Here is a 15,219-nt window from a genome sequence, read left to right as displayed (position 1 = left end):
GCAGAACCCCAGTAGAGCGCGAGTCTGATGAAGTTTGTTCAAGCGCGCTGCCACACTTCCATGACAGTTTGATGAAGAGTGCCCAGCGGTCATGGTCGACACACGTTGCAACATGAGACAAACTCACGCCATCCGCCTTCGTCACAAATTATCTTCATGGAGAGCCCGTGCTCGAAATCCGTCACCTCAAGACCCTGCACGCCCTGCGCGAGGCTGACAGCCTGGTCGAAGCCGCCGAACGCCTGCACCTGACGCAATCGGCGCTGTCCCACCAGTTCAAGGAGCTGGAAGAGCGCCTGGGCATGCAACTGTTCGTGCGCAAGACCAAGCCGCTGCGTTTCACGAGCGCCGGCCTGCGCCTGTTGCAACTGGCCGACGCCACCCTGCCCTTGCTGCGCGGCGCCGAGCGTGACATTGCGCGGTTGGCCGGCGGCACCGCCGGGCGTTTGCACATGGCGATTGAATGCCACAGCTGCTTCCAGTGGCTGATGCCGACCATCGACCAGTTCCGCGATGCCTGGCCGGAAGTCGAGCTGGACCTGGCGTCCGGTTTCGCCTTCGCGCCGCTGCCGGCCCTGGCGCGCGGCGACCTCGACCTGGTGGTGACCTCCGACCCGCTGGAACTGCCGGGCATCACCTATGTGCCGCTGTTCACCTACGAAGCCATGCTGGCGGTGGCCAACCAGCACGCGCTGGCGAACAAGGCGTACATCGTGCCGGAAGACTTGCTGACCGAAACCCTGATCACCTACCCGGTGGAGCGCGACCGGCTGGACATCTTCACCCGCTTCCTGGAACCCGCCGACGTCGAACCGGCCCAGGTGCGCACCTCGGAACTGACAGTGATGATGATGCAATTGGTCGCCAGCGGCCGTGGCGTGTGCGGCATGCCGCATTGGGCGCTGCATGAATACAGCTCGCGCGGTTACGTGAAGGCCAAGCGCCTGGGCGAGAAAGGCTTGTTTGCGACGCTGTACGCGGGGATTCGCGCGGACATGCTGGACGCGCCATATATGCGCGACTTTTTGCTGACGGCGAAGGACACGTCGTTTTCAACGCTGGATGGGGTGAGTGCTGTTCGCTGAGCGGCACTCATTAGAAAACATTGAACATCAGTGATCTTCCAGTTCGCGCCACATGTGGATCTTGTCGAAGTATTCAACGCCGACGCGCACTGCCAATGGCTCCAGGCCGTATTGGATAAAACCGCAGCGTTGGTACAAGGCAAACGCCGCGTCATTACCGGCCGTGACGGTCAGCTGGATCACCTTGAGGCGCGGCTGCTTACGCGCCTCATCCAGTGCCGCTTCAACCAACTGACGGCCCAAGCCCTTTTGCTGGTGGCCCGCGTTCACATACATGCCGAACAGCGTCACCTTGTGCCGAGCCTTCTCTCGTGGCTCGTATGCAAGGCCGACAATGCCGGCCAGCTCATCCCCTTCGTAGGCACCGAGCAGCCGGTCCAGCGGACTGCCCAAGCGTTTTTCCCACCAGCTCAACGGCATCGCGGCACGCTCCGCCACGCTGGAGGTGAATGCCTGGGGATAGGCGCCATAGGCCTCGAGCATCAATGCACGATAGGCCTCGGCGTCATGCGTCCCCAGCGTGCGAACAATCATGCGGTCAGCGATGAGCGGTAAAACGGCAGGATCAAATCGCGCGTCAAGGGTGCCAACTGCAAGCCGCCGTCACCGGCCGGGTCAATCCAGCGGACCTCTTCAATTTCGGCGGCGGGGGTCACCGCAACGTCGATCTGCACCTGGAACAACTCGGCTTCCACGGTAAAACCCGGCTCGTTGGCGGCCGGTGCGGAAAACGTGCCGAGGTAGACGGCGGCACTGGGCTCGATACGCAAGTTGAGCTCTTCGTGCAGCTCGCGGGCCAGGGCTTCGACGGGTTGCTCGCCAGCGTCAATCTTGCCCCCCGGTTGCATGAAAGCCTGGGTGCCGCGCTTGCGCACCAGCAGGGTTTGGCCGTCGCTGCCGATCAGGAGGGCGGCGGCGATGCGGATAGTAGAAGTGCTCATGAAAGGTCTGCTGTCTCTTCGGGTACTTTGATAAAAATGGCGTATTTCGCGCCTTCCATTGCCTCGAACGCAATGAGCTTGTCCACCAGCGGCAGGTTCAGCACCTTGCCGGCATTGAGCAGGAGCATGCCGTTATCGGCATTGAGGTTACGCGCCAGGACCATACCGTCAGCCAGCTCACGGGTGGTCAGGACCTTGACGGTGGGATCACCCAGCGTCACATCACTGAGGAACTTGGCACAAGCCTGCACGAAAGCCTCGACCAGGCTCGGATCGTAGAGGCGCCCGGCATACTTTTGGATATAGAGCAGCGCTTCATCACTGTTCATCTGTCGCTCAAGGATCAGCCCTTTCTGCAACTCGATGAAATCCACCGCCAGTTTCAGCAAGCGTGAACCAAACGGGATCGCATCCTCCTTGAGGTGATCGGGGAAACCACTGCCGTCGTAGCGCTCCTGATGATGACGAATGATCCGCGCCGCATCCTTCATCGGCTCCAGCGTCATCAACAGCGACTCGCTCTGCGTCGGATAGGCGCGGTACAGATCGCGGTCGGTGCTGTGCAGTTTATCGGCCGGGGCAGTCATCATGCTGTCGGTCCAGCTCAGTTTGCCGATGTTATAGAGCGCGGCGGCCATGGTGAGGTCGCGTGTGCTGACCTCGTCGATGGCCTGCGAGGCGCAATACACACGGATCAGCTCGATCAACTGGCGGTTGGTCTGCTTGTCCTTGGGCAAGCGCAGGTTGGCCAGCAGCGAAAACACTTCGGTGCCCGTCACGTAGCTGCGCTTGAGTTCTTCGTAAGCCAGGTCGAGCATGTCCGCGGTCTGCTGCAGCTCGCCGGTACGCGACTCCACGCGTTTTTCCAAGGTCGCATTGAGCGCCTTGAGCTGCTCGTTCTGCACCAGGGTCAAGCGTTCAAGCCGCTGATGTTCCAGGGCCTGCTGCAGGATCAGCTTCAGTTCATCGTCATTCCAGGGTTTGCCGATATAACGGTGGATCTGCCCTTCGTTGATCGCCTTGATGATTGTCGGCAGGTCAGCGTAACCGGTCAGCAGGATACGACTGGTGGTGGGATACAAGCGATGGACTTCAGCCAGCAACTGCGCGCCGTCCATACCTGGCATGCGCGCGTCGCTCATGATCAGGTCGATGGGTTGGGCCGCCATTATTTCCAGAGCCTGGGCCCCGCTGCCGGCAAGCACCACATTAAAGGGCTGGCCGCGCAACAGGCGACGCAAGCTGTTGAGGATCGACTCTTCATCGTCGACCAGCAAAATGGTGGGTTGTGCGGTGGAGAGCGTAGCGAATTGTTCATCCATGCCTGCTGCGCCTTCGAATCAAATTGAATTGAGCTAAATTGAACCCGTGTGCCGAGCCGTCTTCCCTCGCTTGGCACGCGGGCTTGATTTGACGCCAAGTAGCCGTCGATATCAAGGGAGTTCGACTATGCTGTCAGAGCAGGCAGACGCCCCGCTCACGATGCACCCAGGGAAGGAACCGTCATGCCGTCGAATCACTTGCAGTTGTGGTGCGCACAATGACCCCGGATTCCGTACGGGCCAACCGGCGCATTCTGATCGTCGATGACACCGCCTCGATCCATCAGGACTTTCGCAAGATCCTCTGTGCCGAAGGCGAACCCTCCCTGGAAAACCTCGAGGAGGCCCTGTTCGGGACCCCGGCCAAAGTGCGTCAGGCGTTCGAGCTCGACTCGGCCTATCAGGGTCAGGAGGCCCTGGCCCTGGTGAACAAGGCCCTGGCCGCCAACGCGCCCTATGCCATGGCCTTCATTGACATGCGCATGCCACCTGGCTGGGATGGCTTGCAGACCATCGAACACCTCTGGAACGTCGATCCCCACCTGCAGATCGCCCTGTGCACCGCCTACTCCGATTACTCCTTCGAGGCCATCGAAGCGCGCTTAAAGTACAACGACCAGTTGCTGATCCTGAAAAAGCCCTTCGATCACCTGGAAATCCGCCAGATGGCCAGCGCCCTGACCTGGAAATGGCAACTCGCCCAGGACATTGCGCTGAAAGTGATCAGCCTGGAACGCACCGTCGAAGAACGCGTGCAGGAGCTGCTCAAAGTCTCGCACCTGCTGCACTACGATGCCCTGACCGAACTGCCCAACAGCACGTTGTTAGGCGACCGGCTGACCCAGGCAATTGCCCTTGGCCGGCGGCATGACACGCAAATGGCGGTGATGTTTATCGGCCTGGACCGCTTCAAGCGCATCAATAACGCCCTGGGCTACCCCGTGGGCGATGAGGTGCTGCAGCAGGTCAGCCAAAGCCTGGTGGCGGCGGTGCGAAGTTCGGATTCGGTGTTTCGCTACGGTTCCGACGAGTTCGTGGTCCTGCTCAACGACATCTTGCATCCCCAGCAAACCCAGCACGTTGCGCAAAAGATCCTCAAGGCCATCCGCGCCACCCGTCACGTCGCCGGGCATGACCTGAGCATCACCGCCAGCCTGGGTATCAGCATTTGCCCCAATGACAGCGGCACAGCGGTGGAGTTGATCAAACAGGCCGAAACCGCCATGCACGCCAGCAAAGAGCGCGGCCCGGACGATTTCAGTTTTTATACCGAAGACATGAACCTGCACGCCCAACACCGGCAAAACCTGGAAAGCGCGATTCACCATGCCCTGGAATGCAACGAATTTGCCCTGCACTACCAGCCGAAGCTGGATCTGAAATCCGGGCAGATCGTGGGGGCGGAAGCGCTGCTTCGCTGGTTTCAACCGCGTTCGGGTTGGGTCAGCCCGGCTGACTTCATTCCGGTGGCTGAGGACACTGGATTGATCGTGCAGCTGACCCAGTGGGTATTGCGCCAGGCCTGTGAACAAACACAAGCCTGGCGTGAGATGGGCCTGCCCGCGCTACGCATCTCTGTGAATATCTCAGCCATCGATTTCCGCCAGCGGGACTTCGTCGACAACCTCGCCGCGATCCTCAAGCAGACGCGCCTGCCGCCGGCCCTGTTGGAGCTGGAGATCACTGAAAGCGTGCTGATGCAGAATGTCGACGACACGGTCGATATCCTGAACAGGATCAAAGCCATGGGCGTGCGCCTGGCCCTGGATGATTTCGGCACGGGTTACTCCAGCCTGAGCTACCTGCGACGGTTTCCCATCGACGTGCTGAAAATCGACCAATCGTTCATTCATGGCCTGAAGGTAAATAGCCAGGACGAACAACTGATCAGCGCTATTATCGGCATGGGCAAAAGCCTGGGCTTGACTATCATCGCCGAGGGCGTAGAAACCCTCGAGCAATTGAACTTCCTGCAACACCAGCTGTGCGAGGAAGGCCAAGGCTATCTGTTCAGTAAAGCGGTGCCCTCAGAGGACTTCGCCCAGTTACTGCAGAAGGGCTGCGCGACACTGATGCCCGATCAATAGCCCTACGCCTGCAAGGAGTGCTCGCTTGAACGACGTTTCAACCTGCCGTACCAGCCTCTTCCTCACGCTGTGGCTGGGCCTGGGTGCGCCATTGATGGCCGCGCCGTTGGAAGAGGCCCTGAAACCGTTGCCCGCGGTCCCTGCATTGGACCCGGCCAAGGTTGAACTGGGCCGCCAACTGTTCAACGAGCCGCGATTGTCGGCCAATAACACGCTGTCCTGCGCCAGTTGCCATCACTTGGCATCGGGAGGCGCCGACGACAAACCCTTCTCCATTGGCTTCGACGGCAAGCCGGTAGAACTCAACACGCCGTCGGTGTTCAACGCCAGCCTCAATTTCAAGCAGTTCTGGAATGGCCGCGTCGACACGTTGGAAGCACAGGTCGAACACGTGGTGATCAGCCCGGTGGAAATGGGCAGCGACTGGAAAACCGTGGTGCAGAACCTCGCTGCCCTGCCCGCCTACCAGGCCGCGTTCAAACAGGCCTACCCGGACGGTGTCACCGCCGCTAACGTACAAAATGCCTTGGCCACCTATGAGCAAACGCTGCTGACCCTTAACTCACGGTTTGACCAATATCTCCTAGGCAATACCGAAATCCTCACGATCCAGGAAAAATATGGCTACCAGCGGTTCAAGGACTACGGCTGTATTGCCTGCCACCAGGGCATCAACATCGGCGGCAACATGTTCCAGAAGTTCGGTGTGATGGGCGACTACTTCAAGGCGCGCGGCAATCCGGTCGAATCGGACCTGGGGCGCTACCTGCTGACCCAGGACGAAGAAGACCGCCACGTGTTCAAGGTGCCCAGCTTGCGTAACGTCGCGGTCACGGCGCCCTACTTTCACGACGCCTCGGCCAAGACACTGCAAGAGGCGGTCGACGTGATGTTCAAGTACCAACTGGGGCGCACCCCGTCCCAGGAAGACAAGGACCTGATTGTCCAGTTTCTCAAGACCCTGACCGGCGAATGGGCAGGCAAGCCTTTATGAGCATACCGTCATGACCCTGTCCCGCCGCCTCTCCAGCCAAGTGTTGCTTAGCCTGATGACGCTGCTGTTGGCGTCCACCCTGGTGTTTCTGTACCTCAAGTCTTCCCGTGACCAGACCGCCACCTACACACACTCACGGGACCTGATCCGCCAACTCCAGCAACTCAATGCCCAATGGGACAGTGAAGTGTTGAAGGCCAGGATCGCCATCACCCACAACTATGATCCGCTGGTGGCACCCCTGCGGGAAATGACGCGGTTATGGGTAGACCTGGAAAACGGCGACGCCTACCACGACCCTGCTGACCTGCAACGTTGGCAAGCCAGCCGGGATGCTTATCAGGCCGCGATCAAGGAAAAAGCGCGGTTGGTGGACCAGTTCAAATCCCACAATGCGGTGCTGCGCAACTCATTGGCTTTTTTACCAACCGCTGAGGACGACATTCAGGCTCAGTTCAACCGCTTTAATGATGAAGACCGGCTGCAACTGCAAGGCGTAGCTACCGACACTTACGACTTGCTACTCAGCAGCCTGGAGTTCGCTCAGGTCACCAGCGACGAGCTCGCGGCCGATATCCTGGTGGGCCTGGGCAAACTGGCGATCAACAAGGAGCGATTGCCCAGTGATTTCCAGGCGCCGGTTGAGATCCTCAGTAATCACATTTCGCTGATCCTGCGCGAACAGCCGGTGGTCAACGGTTTGCTCGAACGAATCGCCGCAGTCCCGGTGGCCGAACGCCTGGACGAGCTGACCACGCATCTCAATCAGGACCAGCAAGCCTCTGACCTCATCGACCATCAATACCATCGCTACCTGCTGATTTTCTCGACCTTATTGGTGGCGCTTTTACTGTACCTGGCGGTGCGCCTGCTGCGCAGTTTCGCCGAAATCAACCGAGTCAACCGCGCGCTGCACGCGGCGAACGAGACCCTGGAACAACGCGTGGAGCGGCGCACCCAACAACTCAAGGATGCCCAGAGTGAACTGCTCGACAGCGCGCGACAGGCCGGCATGGCGGAAATCGCCACCAACGTGCTGCACAACGTGGGCAACGTGCTCAACAGCGTGAATATCTCCGCCGACCTGGTCACGCGAAAGCTGCGCAGCAGCAAGGCATTGGGCCTGGGCAAAGCCATGCAGTTGATCAACGAACGCCAGGGGGACCTGGGCACCTTCTTGACCGAGGATGAAAAAGGCAAGCTACTGCCCGCCTACCTGAACCAACTGGTGGACGCCATTGCGCAGGAACAACAAGGCATGGCGGATGAAATGGCGCAGCTGAGTAAAAGCGTCGACCATATCAAAGACATCGTCTCCACCCAACAATCCTATGCCGGTGCGTCTGCGGTTCGCGAACCGGTGCATATCAGCGCCCTGATGGAAGATGCCTTGCGCATGAACGCAGGGGCGCTGAATCGGCACAACGTCACGGTGGTCAAGCATTACGCGCAACTGCCGGAAATCCTAGCGGACAAACACCGGTTGCTGCTGATCATGGTCAACCTGATCAGCAATGCGAAGTACGCCATGTCCACCCTCTCCGACCGGCCGCGGCAAATGACCCTCACGGTGCAGTCGCTGAATGACGACACCTTGCAGATCAGCGTGAAGGATGAGGGCGAAGGCATACCGGCAGAAAACATGACACGAATCTTCACTCACGGTTTCACCACTCGCAAGGAAGGCCATGGCTTTGGCCTGCACAGCTGCGCCCTGGCCGCCGTGGAAATGAATGGCCAGCTCAGCGCGCACAGCGACGGGCCGGGCCTGGGCGCGGTGTTTACCTTGACCATCCCTCTTACTCTTGTCGGAAGCCCCGCATGAACCAACCTCCCAACCGGCGCATCCTGCTGATCGACGACACGCCGTCGATTCATGACGATTTCCGCAAGATCCTGGTGCCGACCGTTGAATCGAACCCGCTGCTGGATGACATGGAATCGGCGCTGTTCGGCGACACGGCCAAAGCCCAGGCCCAGGTTTTCGAGCTGCACTCGGCGTATGGCGGGGAAGAAGGCCTTGGCTTGCTGACCACGGCCATGGCGGAAAAACGTCCCTACGCGCTGGCCTTTGTCGACATGCGCATGCCCCAAGGCTGGGATGGCGCCCGGACCATCGAAGCGTTGTGGAAAATCGCCCCAGACCTGCAAGTCGTGGTGTGCACCGCTTATTCGGACTACTCCTGGGAAGACCTGCTGGAACGCCTGCACGCCCATGAACGCTTGCTGATTCTGAAAAAACCCTTCGACAACATCGAAGTCCAGCAGATGGCCAACACCCTGGCGAATAAATGGGACATGGCCCGTCGCGCCTCGCTGCAGACCACCCACTTGGAACATTTGGTGGAGCAACGCACCCAGGCGCTGCAACTGGAAATCGACGAGCGCAAGCACCTGGAAAGCCAACTGGTGCAGTCCGAAAAACTCGCGTCGCTGGGGCAGCTTGCGGCGGGTGTCGCCCATGAAATCAACAACCCGGTGGGCTTTATCTCCTCCAACCTCAGCACCCTGGACGGCTACTTCAACCAGCTGCAACAGATACTGGATGCCTATCAACGCGCCGAAACGCTGATTGCGCCGCCGGAACAGCGCGATCAGCTCAAGGCACTGCGAACCGACCTTGAGCTGGAGTTTCTCAAGGAGGACATTCCGATCCTGATCAAAGAGTCCAAGGAAGGCATTGGCCGCGTGGTGCAAATCGTCAAAGACCTGAAAAATTTCTCACGGGTGGACAATGACCAGACCTGGCAGTTTGCGAACCTGCAACAGGGCATCGATTCAACACTGAACATCGTCGCCAGCGAACTCAAGTACAAAGCCGACGTGGTCAAAAACTACGGCGCATTGCCCGAGATCGAATGCCTGGCATCGCAGCTCAATCAGGTGGTGATGAACCTGGTGATCAATGCCGCGCAAGCCATGGGACCGGAGCGCGGCACCATTACCATCAGCAATGGCGTGGAAGGCGATAACATCTGGCTGGAGGTGGCGGACAACGGCTGCGGGATTGCCCCCGACGCCGTGCAGAAGATTTTCGACCCGTTCTTCACCACCAAACCCGTAGGCGAAGGGACGGGACTAGGGCTGTCGCTCTCCTACGGTATCGTCAAGAAACACCATGGCGATATTTCCGTCAGCAGCGAACTCGGCAAAGGCACCAAATTCCGCGTGGTATTGCCGATTCGGCAGACGGCGGCGTAGGGCACGCCGCCGAATAAGCCGCAAAGATCTACGCCGCTTCCTGGAAATCCATCTCCGGTGGCTGTTGCGAGAAGCCACGGGTGAGCACGCCCAAGTAAACCAGGCCAATTGCCAACCACGCTAGGCCCAGGTAGATCGCCAGGTGATCGAGGCTGACCATCAGCCATAAATCCGCGAGCAGGCCGATGGTCGGGAATACCAGGAACAGGATCAGCTCACGCACACCCCGCTGCTTGGCGCCGATCCAGTAATGGAAGATCACCGACAGGTTCACCAGACTGAACGCCAGGAAGGCGCCGAAGTTGATAAACGATGTGGACGTGGTCACGTCCAGCTTCAACGCCAGCAGCGCCACCACCGCGCACAACAGGATGCTGTTGACCGGCGTACCAAAGCGCGCATGCAGGGTGCCAAAGAACGACTTGGGCAACACGCCATCGCGGCCCATCGCAAACAACAAGCGCGAACCACTGGCCTGGGCCGACAGCCCCGAGGCGAACTGGCCGACGATCAGGCCGATCAGGAAGATCGACACAAACAGGTCGCCACCGATGTTGCGCGCGATTTCATACGCCGCCGAATCCACATTGGCGAATTCGAAAGACGGGTGCGCGATCTGCACAAAGTAGGACACCGCCACGAAAATCAGCCCGCCTATCAAGGTGATCAACATGATCGCCCGTGGGATGGTGCGGCGCGGGTCGCGGGTTTCTTCGGTGAGGGTGCTGACCGCGTCAAAGCCCAGGAATGAATAGCAAGCGATGGCCGCGCCGCTCATGATCAGCGGCAGTTGCATCTGGCCGTTGAAGAACGGGGCGGTCGTCCATAAAGGCTTGCTCGCATCACCCCCGATGTAGTGGATACACAGCGCCACAAACGCAATCAACACCAGGAACTGCACCAGCATCAGCAAGGCATTGATGCCGTTCGCCAGCTTAAGGCCGACGATATTGATGGCGCTGGTGATGCCAATAAACGCCAACACCCAGATCCACTGCGGCACCGCCGGGAACGCTGAATTGAGGTACGCCGCACCGATCAGCCAGATCGCCATGGGCAGGAACAGGTAGTCGAGCAGCACCGCCCAGCCGGCGATAAAACCCAGTTTCGGGCTGATGGCTTTGCGCACGTAGCTATAGGCGGAACCGGCGACCGGAAACGCCGAGGCCATGCGCCCATAACTCATGGCGGTGAAGAACATCGCCACCAGCGCCGCCAGATAAGCGGCGGGGACCATGCCCGCAGTGGATTGCGCCAGGATACCGAAGGTGCCGAGCACAATGATCGGCGTCATATAGGCGATGCCGAACAGCACCACCGACCCTAATGACAGGGTGCGTTGCAAATGAGCCATGAGCGATTCTCCGCGAAATTATTAGATTTATGGCAGAACTGAAGTCGGTGAAGCAGGTGTCATTTTTCTTATGTTGATATTGATCGTTCCCACGCTCTGCGTGGGAATGCAGCCCGGACGCTCCGCGTCCGCTCTTAACATCGTGACGCGCAGCGTCACAGGAGGCATTCCCACGCAGAGCGTAGGAACGATCATCAGTGCTAAGGAATCAGCAGTTCGCGCGTGCCGTCAGTGTGCTCGATCACCTCACCCGGCAATTTCAAACGCTGGTCATCCAGGTAGCGGTAGTCCTTGCGCGCCGCTGCCAATTGGTCGAGATCCAGCTCGACCGTGAATTGCCCTTCGTCACGCCCGGCTTCAAACAGCAACGTACCAAACGGGTCCACCAGCGCACTGCCACCGGCAAACAACAATCCGCCATCCCCCTCTTGCACTCGGTTGACCATCAGCGCAAACGCCTGGTTTTCCTGGGCGCGCGCCATGATCGCGGTGCGGTGCGTGGGGCCGTACGGGTCCATGTTGCCGTTGGTGACGATCAGTAACTCGGCGCCCAGTTGCGCGTTGGCACGGGCGGTTTCCGGGAACTCAATGTCGTAGCAGATCAACAGACCGACGCGCACGCCGTTCCAGAGGCAAGTGGCGTAGCGATCGCCTGGGGTGAAGACACCGCGATCCGAGGCCCACAGATGGGTCTTGCGATAACGCAGGGCGATGCCTTCGGGGGTGATCAGCAAGGTGGTGTTATAGAATTGCCCGCCGTCGCTTTCGGCCATGCCGATCACCACGGCGACATTGCGCGCGCGCGCGGCCTGGATCACAGCCTGCACGGTAGGCCCGTCCAGCGGTTCAGCGATGTCGGCGACGGTCTCGGCGCTGGGGAAGCCCATCAGGTGGGTTTCCGGGAAGACGATCAGTTGCGTATCCGCAGCCGCTGCAGCGATCGCCGCCAAGGCCCGCTCAAGGTTGTAAGCTGTACCGTTATCACGGCCCGCCAACTGGGCAAATTCGACCTTCATGGGTATTCCTTGTTCTGTGTACGTGCCGCAGTATGCGCAGGCGCAACCGGCCAGGGAATCACGCGGCGGGGGTAACCCGATAGGGGTAGATCAATGACCATGTCGTTGCAAGACATCGCCTGGCACCGTTCGGTGGGGCAAATGATAGACGCCCTGGACCAGCCCAATTTCTGGACCCAGCTTGTCCGGCTGCTGGACCAATACGTGCCGTTCGACAGTTGGGTCGTATTGCTGTTCAGCAGCGAACACCGCCCGCTGGTATTCGCTGAATGCCCAGGCGCCGATGGCACGCCGGATCATTTGTTCCAGGACTACCTCAACGGCCTGTACCTGCTCGACCCCTTCTACATCGCCAGCCGTGAACACTCGCGCACCGGGCTGTTGCGCCTGGCCGAAGTGGCGCCGGAGCACTTCGAACTCACCGAGTACTACCAGCGCTACTTCCGCCTGAACGTGGTGGCTGATGAAATCCAATTTAATTGCCAGCAGCCGGATGGGCGTACCCTGTGCCTGTCACTGGGCTCCAGGCAGCGCTTTGACCCGGCGCAGATTGCCCTGCTGTCGTTGATCCAGCCCTGGGTGCTGGGCCTGCTGCGCCAGCGCCTGCCCTTTGAACTGCACCAGGTCAGCGCCCCGCAGCCGCCGATCCAGAATGATGAGTGGGGCGCGCAACTCACCGCCCGCGAGCTGGATGTGGGTCGCTTGATGCTCAGCGGTTGCTCCAGCAAAGAAATCGCTCGTAAGCTGGAAATCTCTGTTGAAACCGTGAAAGTCCATAAGAAACACATGTACAGCAAGCTAGGGATCAAATCCCAGTCAGAGCTGTTCTCGATCTTTCTACAGGCGCAAAACGCCTAGCCGATGAGTCCGAACCCAGGAAACCCGTATGAGCCTGTCGCTACTGAGTCGTTACGCTTTCTTTGCCGTGTGCGTCATTTTCACCCTCGCCAGCCTCCCCTTTATCGAACATGAATGGCTGTGGCCGATCACGGTGGTCACTGGCGTGTTGAGCCTGATCGGTATTTTCGACCTGCTGCAAAGCCCCCACGCCGTGCGCCGCAACTACCCGATCCTGGGCAATATCCGTTACCTGGTGGAAGCCATCCGCCCGGAAATCCGCCAGTACCTGCTGGAGTCCGACAGCGACGCCCTGCCCTTTTCCCGGGCCCAGCGCTCATTGGTGTATTCGCGCGCCAAGAATGAATCTGCCGACAAACCCTTCGGCACCTTGATCGACGTGTACCAGTCAGGCTTCGAATTCATCGGCCACTCCATGCGCCCCGCACCGCTCAGCGACCCTAGCGCCTTCCGTGTAATGGTTGGCGGCCCGCAGTGCACGCAACCGTATTCGGCGTCGGTGTTTAATATCTCGGCAATGAGCTTTGGCTCGTTGAGTGCCAACGCGATTCGCGCGTTGAACCAAGGTGCCAAACTGGGCAACTTCGCCCATGACACCGGCGAAGGCAGTATCAGCCCCTACCACCGCGAGAACGGCGGCGACCTGACCTGGGAATTGGGCAGCGGCTACTTCGGCTGCCGCACCAGCGACGGCCGTTTCGACCCGGAACGTTTTGCCGTGCAGGCGCAGAACCCGCAAGTGCGCATGATCGAAATCAAGATGAGCCAGGGCGCCAAACCCGGCCATGGCGGGATTCTGCCCAAGCACAAAGTCACCCAGGAAATTGCCGACACCCGCGGCATCATGATGGGCGAAGACTGCATCTCGCCGTCGCGCCACAGCGCGTTTTCCACCCCTATCGAACTGATGCAGTTCATCGCCCAACTGCGCGAACTGTCCGGCGGCAAACCGGTGGGCTTCAAGTTCTGCCTGGGTCACCCGTGGGAATTCATGGGCATCGCCAAGGCCATGCTCGAAACCGGCATCCTTCCGGACTTTATCGTGGTGGATGGCAAGGAGGGCGGCACCGGCGCCGCGCCCGTGGAGTTCACCGACCATATCGGCGTGCCGCTGCGCGAAGGCCTGCTGTTTGTGCACAACACTCTGGTGGGCCTGAACCTGCGCGACAAGATCAAGCTCGGCGCCAGCGGCAAGATCGTCAGCGCGTTCGACATCGCCAGCGTCCTGGCCATCGGCGCCGACTGGGCCAACTCGGCGCGGGGCTTTATGTTCGCGATCGGTTGCATTCAATCGCAGAGCTGCCACACCAACAAATGCCCGACCGGCGTTGCTACCCAAGATCCGTTGCGTCAACGTGCGCTGGTGGTCCCGGACAAGGCCCAGCGCGTATTCAACTTCCATCGCAACACGCTCAAGGCGCTGGCGGAAATGCTCGCCGCGGCCGGCCTGGATCATCCGTCGCAACTGTCGGCCAAGCACTTGGTACGGCGGATGTCGGCGACAGAGATCAAGCTGTTTTCGCAGTTGCATGTGTTCCTCAAACCCGGTGAATTGCTGACCGGCGAGGTGAATGGCGAGTTCTATTCACGCATGTGGCAGATGGCGCGGGCGGACAGTTTTGAGCCACATGAAGTGGCGGCGGCTTAAAAAGGAGAGACACCGTGTTGAAAGTCATCGCCGAAGATTTCATCAAGCCCGAACACCTGGAAACGGTGCGCCCGTGGTACGAAGAACTGGTGGAAAAAACCCGCCAGGAACCGCTGTGCATTGCCTACGATCTGTTCGTTGATCAAAAAGACCCGGGGCATTTTATCTTTGTCGAGCAATGGCCGGACCAGGCCGCACTCGATACACATTGCCAGACCGAACACTTCACTCGGCTGGTCCCACAGATCAATGCGTATGAAGCCAAGCCCTGCCGGGTGCTGTTGATGGATACGTTCTAAACCACGACTTCCCGCTGAACCGGACCACCGACGGCATCGTTGCAAACAGGAGATTCACATGCCGTTACTGGACTTGGCCGCCATCGCCGAGCAACTGCCTGACAGCTGGAAATCAACGCGCCTGGGCCAGGTCGGCCCGGCGCGGATCAAGGTGTTGCGCATGGATGAGAAGGCCTATGAAGAAGAAACCCACGACTACAACGAAGGTTTGCTGGTGATCGACGGCTGCTTGCGCCTGAGCATCGGTGATACACACATCAACGTGGCCGCCGGCCAGATGTACCTGGTCGAAGCGGGTACCGCCCATGGCGTACTCGCCGGCAGCCAAGGCACGTTAGTCATCATCGATGTCTAGAGACATTCAGTAATACCCAGCCTTTGCAATTGCTTACAAATACCGCCAACCTGCGCCCG

At 59.6% G+C, this 15,219-nt stretch carries 14 protein-coding genes and 1 pseudogene; 10 read left to right on the top strand and 5 right to left on the bottom strand.

The annotated features are described in order from the left end of the window. Positions 1-167 precede the first annotated feature (167 nt). The gene (gene metR, locus AB4O35_RS11605) at positions 168-1,085 is read left to right on the top strand and encodes a transcriptional regulator MetR (RefSeq protein WP_049709781.1); all 918 of its coding nucleotides are present in this window, start codon (positions 168-170) and stop codon (positions 1,083-1,085) included. Between the two features lie 27 nt (positions 1,086-1,112). Here metR and AB4O35_RS11600 read toward each other — a convergent pair whose 3' ends face one another. From AB4O35_RS11600 to AB4O35_RS11590, 3 genes are read right to left on the bottom strand one after another with little or no spacing between them, the layout of a single operon-like run. Next, positions 1,113-1,619 carry a GNAT family N-acetyltransferase gene (locus AB4O35_RS11600; RefSeq protein WP_065872541.1) on the bottom strand — a complete coding sequence of 169 codons (507 nt, stop codon included), beginning with the start codon at positions 1,617-1,619 and terminating at the stop codon, positions 1,113-1,115. After that, entirely contained in the window at positions 1,616-2,026 is a 411-nt protein-coding gene (locus AB4O35_RS11595) for an NUDIX hydrolase (RefSeq protein ID WP_065872542.1), read from the bottom strand. Before AB4O35_RS11595 ends, AB4O35_RS11600 begins: the two co-directional genes overlap by 4 nt. Further along, on the bottom strand, positions 2,023-3,348 hold the full coding sequence (locus AB4O35_RS11590) for a response regulator c-di-GMP phosphodiesterase, NosR family (protein ID WP_049709784.1): 1,326 nt from the start codon (positions 3,346-3,348) through the stop codon (positions 2,023-2,025). Before AB4O35_RS11590 ends, AB4O35_RS11595 begins: the two co-directional genes overlap by 4 nt. A 218-nt stretch (positions 3,349-3,566) precedes the next feature. Between AB4O35_RS11590 and AB4O35_RS11585 the strand changes: the two genes are divergently transcribed. The 5 genes and pseudogenes from AB4O35_RS11585 to AB4O35_RS11565 all read left to right on the top strand — a co-directional run bounded on the left by AB4O35_RS11585 (position 3,567) and on the right by AB4O35_RS11565 (position 9,630). Next, the gene (locus tag AB4O35_RS11585; protein WP_065945361.1) at positions 3,567-5,435 is read left to right on the top strand and encodes a putative bifunctional diguanylate cyclase/phosphodiesterase; all 1,869 of its coding nucleotides are present in this window, start codon (positions 3,567-3,569) and stop codon (positions 5,433-5,435) included. A 25-nt stretch (positions 5,436-5,460) separates the two neighbouring features. Next, complete coding sequence (locus AB4O35_RS11580; RefSeq protein WP_049709785.1) at positions 5,461-6,429, top strand: cytochrome-c peroxidase; 969 nt, start codon at positions 5,461-5,463, stop codon at positions 6,427-6,429. 10 nt (positions 6,430-6,439) lie between these two features. Further along, positions 6,440-8,254, top strand: coding sequence for a DAHL domain-containing protein (locus AB4O35_RS11575; protein ID WP_065945360.1), 1,815 nt, complete (start codon positions 6,440-6,442; stop codon positions 8,252-8,254). Positions 8,255-8,823: 569 nt separating this feature from the next. Then, a pseudogene (locus AB4O35_RS11570) lies at positions 8,824-8,907 on the top strand (hypothetical protein); the annotation flags it as partial. Beyond that, entirely contained in the window at positions 8,908-9,630 is a 723-nt protein-coding gene (locus AB4O35_RS11565) for an ATP-binding protein (RefSeq protein WP_371915015.1), read from the top strand. Positions 9,631-9,658: 28 nt separating this feature from the next. On the opposite strand, the gene AB4O35_RS11560 is transcribed toward AB4O35_RS11565, so the two are convergent. Together AB4O35_RS11560 and AB4O35_RS11555 are read right to left on the bottom strand one after the other, a co-directional pair. Then, positions 9,659-10,984 (bottom strand): APC family permease, encoded by a 1,326-nt coding sequence (locus tag AB4O35_RS11560; protein ID WP_065872548.1) that lies wholly within the window; start codon positions 10,982-10,984, stop codon positions 9,659-9,661. Between the two features lie 200 nt (positions 10,985-11,184). After that, on the bottom strand, positions 11,185-12,000 hold the full coding sequence (locus AB4O35_RS11555) for a carbon-nitrogen hydrolase family protein (protein ID WP_065945359.1): 816 nt from the start codon (positions 11,998-12,000) through the stop codon (positions 11,185-11,187). 93 nt (positions 12,001-12,093) lie between these two features. Here AB4O35_RS11555 and AB4O35_RS11550 point away from each other — a divergent pair, with 93 nt between their 5' ends. From AB4O35_RS11550 to AB4O35_RS11535, 4 genes are read left to right on the top strand one after another with little or no spacing between them, the layout of a single operon-like run. After that, positions 12,094-12,858 (top strand): helix-turn-helix transcriptional regulator, encoded by a 765-nt coding sequence (locus tag AB4O35_RS11550; protein ID WP_065872550.1) that lies wholly within the window; start codon positions 12,094-12,096, stop codon positions 12,856-12,858. A 28-nt stretch (positions 12,859-12,886) separates the two neighbouring features. Beyond that, complete coding sequence (locus tag AB4O35_RS11545) at positions 12,887-14,506, top strand: FMN-binding glutamate synthase family protein (protein ID WP_065872551.1); 1,620 nt, start codon at positions 12,887-12,889, stop codon at positions 14,504-14,506. A 14-nt stretch (positions 14,507-14,520) separates the two neighbouring features. Then, positions 14,521-14,805: a putative quinol monooxygenase gene (locus tag AB4O35_RS11540; RefSeq protein ID WP_049709792.1), complete on the top strand. Its 285-nt coding sequence runs from the start codon at positions 14,521-14,523 to the stop codon at positions 14,803-14,805. Positions 14,806-14,863: 58 nt separating this feature from the next. Continuing rightward, positions 14,864-15,160, top strand: coding sequence for a cupin domain-containing protein (locus AB4O35_RS11535; RefSeq protein WP_065880113.1), 297 nt, complete (start codon positions 14,864-14,866; stop codon positions 15,158-15,160). The last annotated feature ends 59 nt before the right edge of the window (positions 15,161-15,219 follow it).

The sequence above is a fragment of the Pseudomonas sp. H1_A03 genome (assembly GCF_054685145.1).
Note: the sequence above shows the minus strand (reverse complement) of the source record. Positions and strands in the feature narration are given on the sequence as shown.

Bases quoted from the DNA above. Each gene is read 5' to 3' on its own strand.
- AB4O35_RS11600 (WP_065872541.1), bottom strand. From the start codon at position 1,619: ATGATTGTTCGCACGCTGGGGACGCATGACGCCGAGGCCTATCGTGCA.
- AB4O35_RS11595 (WP_065872542.1), bottom strand. From the start codon at position 2,026: ATGAGCACTTCTACTATCCGCATCGCCGCCGCCCTCCTGATCGGCAGC.
- AB4O35_RS11590 (WP_049709784.1), bottom strand. From the start codon at position 3,348: ATGGATGAACAATTCGCTACGCTCTCCACCGCACAACCCACCATTTTG.
- AB4O35_RS11585 (WP_065945361.1), top strand. From the start codon at position 3,567: ATGACCCCGGATTCCGTACGGGCCAACCGGCGCATTCTGATCGTCGAT.
- AB4O35_RS11575 (WP_065945360.1), top strand. From the start codon at position 6,440: ATGACCCTGTCCCGCCGCCTCTCCAGCCAAGTGTTGCTTAGCCTGATG.
- AB4O35_RS11560 (WP_065872548.1), bottom strand. From the start codon at position 10,984: ATGGCTCATTTGCAACGCACCCTGTCATTAGGGTCGGTGGTGCTGTTC.
- AB4O35_RS11555 (WP_065945359.1), bottom strand. From the start codon at position 12,000: ATGAAGGTCGAATTTGCCCAGTTGGCGGGCCGTGATAACGGTACAGCT.
- AB4O35_RS11550 (WP_065872550.1), top strand. From the start codon at position 12,094: ATGACCATGTCGTTGCAAGACATCGCCTGGCACCGTTCGGTGGGGCAA.
- AB4O35_RS11545 (WP_065872551.1), top strand. From the start codon at position 12,887: ATGAGCCTGTCGCTACTGAGTCGTTACGCTTTCTTTGCCGTGTGCGTC.
- AB4O35_RS11535 (WP_065880113.1), top strand. From the start codon at position 14,864: ATGCCGTTACTGGACTTGGCCGCCATCGCCGAGCAACTGCCTGACAGC.